The sequence below is a fragment of the Chamaesiphon sp. VAR_69_metabat_338 genome, from assembly GCF_031423935.1.
Taxonomy (GTDB): Bacteria; Cyanobacteriota; Cyanobacteriia; order Cyanobacteriales; family Chamaesiphonaceae; genus Chamaesiphon.
This window is the reverse complement of the sequence record NZ_JANPGM010000352.1, coordinates 1-4044: the sequence shown is the minus strand read 5'-3', so window position 1 is coordinate 4044 and position 4044 is coordinate 1. Positions and strand designations below refer to the sequence as shown.

The window sequence follows — 4044 nt, the reverse complement described above, 5'->3', positions numbered from 1 at the left end:
GACCCGCTGTATTGACAGAGTAATTGTAGATATGCTGGTTGAAAGCATAAGTGCCAGTACCGTTAAACATAGTGGCGGTAACTACGGCATCTACCCCTGTCGCAACGTTTTTGTAATGAATGGTATTAGCCGAGACACCGGGACCAAAGTTAAAGCCAAAAGTGTTGGGGTTGGATGATACATCCGGTCTGCCAACACCTGTATCTGGTGTAGCAAAATTGAGGTCAACAGCCGCAGCTTTATCGGGGTGGCTGACAGTGGCTACAGCAGCCAGACTTAATAGGGAAGCAACGATCGATCGATTGAGCTGGTGCTGACCCATAGAGTGCGGATGTGCGCGGGTAGAGCTAGCATCACTCGATCGAGATGAAAAGAATTTTGGGTTCATAAATCGGGGGGGTTATTGTCGAGAATAGCTTGGCGATGTAGACGCTGGCGTGTATTACTCCCAAATCCTGAATAATTCTCCAAATAGTTGGTCGATCGAACTCATAAATTTGATGAGATCGCTCGATTTTTCCCAATATTTTAGAGATCATCGACTCGGTAATAATGCCAATGCTCATACCACACTGCACTTCGCAGACAATTGCTATTCACATCCAACATTAGTCTGTATTTCGATCGATCGCAACTAGTGTTTATACCGATTTCAATGAAATTAGATTGTAAAAAATAACTTTTTTGCTGAACAGAAGTATGAAACAAATATAAATCTAATAAAATGCACCCAAAACAGTAAATTCAAAATAAATTCAAAGCGATCGCTGCCGAAGTCAATAATTTTAATTATTTGCTTATCATTTTTAATACCTTAGGATATTAATTCTATTGCATGCATTTTTAACTTTACGCTTAAAAATATTAACTCCATTAAAAAAATATTTCTGTCTATGCTTAACTTTGCGGCTTTATTCATCTTGACTCGTAAATAAAATAATATCTTTTTTGCATAAAAGCCAAGAATCGGTCGATTGATATTGTAGATACATTACAGAAATTTTACTTGAACGGCATTTCTTAGCAGAAGGTCACAGCTATTTACTAGTGGGGCTTTCAGGGCTGAAACTCGCTTTGCTGTCAAGACTCTCAGCACGTTTATCTACCCGCTCTTCGGTGGTAGATAGATCGAGATTATTATTGCTTTTTACTTGCTTAACCCAGTTGATTACTGTTGTGTGATGCACTCCTTTAATCTTCTCAATTTCTCGAAACTTCATCCCATTTTCATGCATCTTTAAACACTCTTTCCTGATTTCTTGCGCAGAGCCTCTTCGATCGTACGAGTCAATAAACTGCTTTTTGCAATCAAAACAGATATAATTTTGTTTTCCTTTTTTACATCCATTTTTGTTGACGTGATTTGAGCTACACCAAGGGCACTGCATTGATTTTAGTATTTTACTTAGGATTTTAACTGATTTTTCGACAAACAACTCATACATTGATTCAGCGATGATTGTTTTTTCTGGCGACGCACTTAGCCTACAGGATAACAAACATAATTGACCTCAGATTTTAATAACTATATCTATGTATATCAAGCGATCGGCATCTTTGTTATCGCAAATTGAGTAGATATATATATCCGATCTATATCTAGAGATATACGCAGCAAATATTCTGCTTTGAATAAATATTATTTATTCGATCGAGTTTTGGCAAATTAGAGTTGAAATGACAAAAAAATCGCCCAACCTGCTGCCATTCACATAGCAAGTTGGGCGATCGTCACCACGAAAAAAATGAGAACTGTGCGGGTTTACCGCAATTAGCCAATCGATCTCGCTAGCCCTGGGTATCGATTTCGATCGACGCTCCAGACCTCAAGGTACTAGCTTCTAGCTGAAGTTGCCGCCATCTCTCTGTCCGACTGGCGCGTTGAGCGGGGGTAATGGTGGTGTAACAGCGGGGACAACAGATCCCAGGTTCGTAGTGGGGCGACGCGAGATCCGCCTGCGAAATGGGGTTGCCACAGCCCCAGCAGAGTTGATGAGTACCGGATCTGAGTCCGTGGGTGACGGCAACGCGATCGTCGAAGACAAAGCATTCGCCCTCCCATTGGCTCTGGGCGGCAGGGATCTCTTCGAGATACTTGAGGATGCCACCTTCGAGGTGATAGACGCGCTCGAAGCCTTGGGAGAGGAGGTAAGAGGTAGCTTTTTCACACCGGATGCCGCCAGTGCAGAACATGGCGATTTGCTTGTGTTGCTGCGGATCGAGATGGGCGGCGACGTAGGCGGGAAATTCGGTGAAGGAGTCAGTCTGCGGATCGATCGCGCCTGCGAAGGTACCGATTTCGACTTCGTATTGGTTGCGAGTATCGATAACTAAGACATCGGGATTGGCGATCAGGGCGTTCCAGTCTTGGGGTTTGACATAGGTACCGACGAGATTGGTGGGATCGACAGTGGGCACGCCGAAGGTGACGATTTCTTGTTTGAGTCGGACTTTGAGCCTGTCAAATGGCGATTTTGTGGCGATCGATTCTTTATGCTCTAAGTTGGCGAACTGGGGATCGGCTTTGAGATCGGCGAGGATTGCCTCGATACTCGATCGGGTGCCAGAAATCGTACCATTAATCCCTTCCGCTGCTAGTAAAATTGTGCCTTTAATGTGGTGGTGATGACACAAATTTAGTAATGGTTGACGACGCTCGCGATAGTCATCTAAGGTTACAAATTTATAAAAGGCAGCAATAACTTGGGTCATAGTGGTGGCTTATCGTTCGCATTACTTATTCAAACTTACATCATTTACGGGGATCGGTCTTGCTGCAAAAGCTTTGGTATCGCTGCATTTGCGTTTTGGTTAACTAATAGTACAATTGGCGGAAATTAGTGTTATTAATCGATCGCGATCGCTAATTGTCTCACAGCATACAGTTTCAATATCCGATCTCCACGATTATATAAAGCTAGAACTTTAATAGCAATTTGCGCTGTTCCGCACATGAATATTGTCGTGGATGGTCGTTATCAAATTATCAAGCGGCTCGGCAAAGGTGGCTTCGCTCACACTTATCTAGCCAAAAATCTGACCGCTCCGGGCAAACCCCAGTGTGTGGTCAAGCAACTACGCCCCAAAGTGGAGCATCCTCGGATGTTGCAACTATTTAAGTTGGAAGCAGCTATCCTGGCCCGGTTCAAGCACAGTCAAATTCCCCAGCAGGTGGAGTGCTTCGAGCATCAGGGCGATTTTTTTATGGTGCAGGATTTTGTGGCTGGTGACGATCTGAGCAAGGAATTTACGATCGGGCATCAGTGGAGCGAGGCGAAGGTGGTTGGGTTTTTGCGGGAGATGCTCAAGGTGTTGGGTTATGTGCATCAGAAGCAAGCCATTCATCGCGATATCAAGCCAGCAAATATTATCCGCCGTTGGGATGACGGACAATTGTGTTTGATCGATTTTGGCGCAGTCCAAGATTTAGGTGGCGATTCAGTCACGCCGAATCCAGTAGTCGGCACTCCAGGCTATCACCCGCCCGAACAATTAAATGGGGCAGCTAATTTTAGCAGCGATATTTATGCCCTGGGCATGACGGCAATTCAGTTCTTGACAGGACAGTATCCGTTGCACTTGCCCAAGAATGAAGCCAAGGAAGTCATCTGGCGAGATTTAGCCTCAATTAGCGATCGCTTGGCGACGATTTTAGAACAGATGACGCGGGTTGATGACATCGAGCGGTATGACTCCACAACCGCAGTACTAGTCGATCTAGAGCGATTACCGATCGAAACTGATGGCGATAGTCAAGTGAGATCGCCGCAATTTATGGATACAGAATCGCGCGATCGACAATTGACGACGAGTAGAATTATGGCAATAGCCGTATTAATCGGCTTAGGTTTCATTAGTACCGCCACGATCGTCAATCGCATTCCCTTGGTGCAAAACAGTGTTGGTGCCTCGATGGTCGATCGTTAAACTAATTAGCTCACATCTGGCATCAGTCCAAGAATACTAGTAATTAGGTTAGATCGATCGGGTACCCTAATGCTGTGAGAGTGCGGTATTGGTTTGCCCTCACCCCGCCCTCGCCTG

3 protein-coding genes and 1 pseudogene are annotated in these 4044 nt (G+C 44.6%); 1 reads left to right on the top strand and 3 read right to left on the bottom strand.

Going from position 1 to position 4044, the window contains the following annotated elements; all coding sequences use genetic code 11:
* The 3 genes and pseudogenes from RMO84_RS10025 to RMO84_RS10015 form a co-directional block, all read right to left on the bottom strand.
* On the bottom strand, positions 1–388 hold a 388-nt coding region (locus RMO84_RS10025), incomplete at its 3' end, for a hypothetical protein (protein ID WP_310488322.1).
* A gap of 760 nt (positions 389–1148) precedes the next feature.
* A pseudogene (locus RMO84_RS10020) lies at positions 1149–1388 on the bottom strand (IS1 family transposase); the annotation flags it as partial.
* A 400-nt stretch (positions 1389–1788) separates the two neighbouring features.
* A complete protein-coding gene (locus RMO84_RS10015) occupies positions 1789–2712 on the bottom strand; it encodes a rhodanese-related sulfurtransferase (protein WP_310488321.1) in 924 nt (307 codons plus the stop codon).
* A gap of 240 nt (positions 2713–2952) precedes the next feature.
* On the opposite strand from RMO84_RS10015, the gene RMO84_RS10010 reads away from it, so the two are divergent.
* Positions 2953–3927, top strand: coding sequence for a serine/threonine-protein kinase (locus RMO84_RS10010; protein ID WP_310488320.1), 975 nt, complete (start codon positions 2953–2955; stop codon positions 3925–3927).
* Positions 3928–4044: the final 117 nt, after the last annotated feature.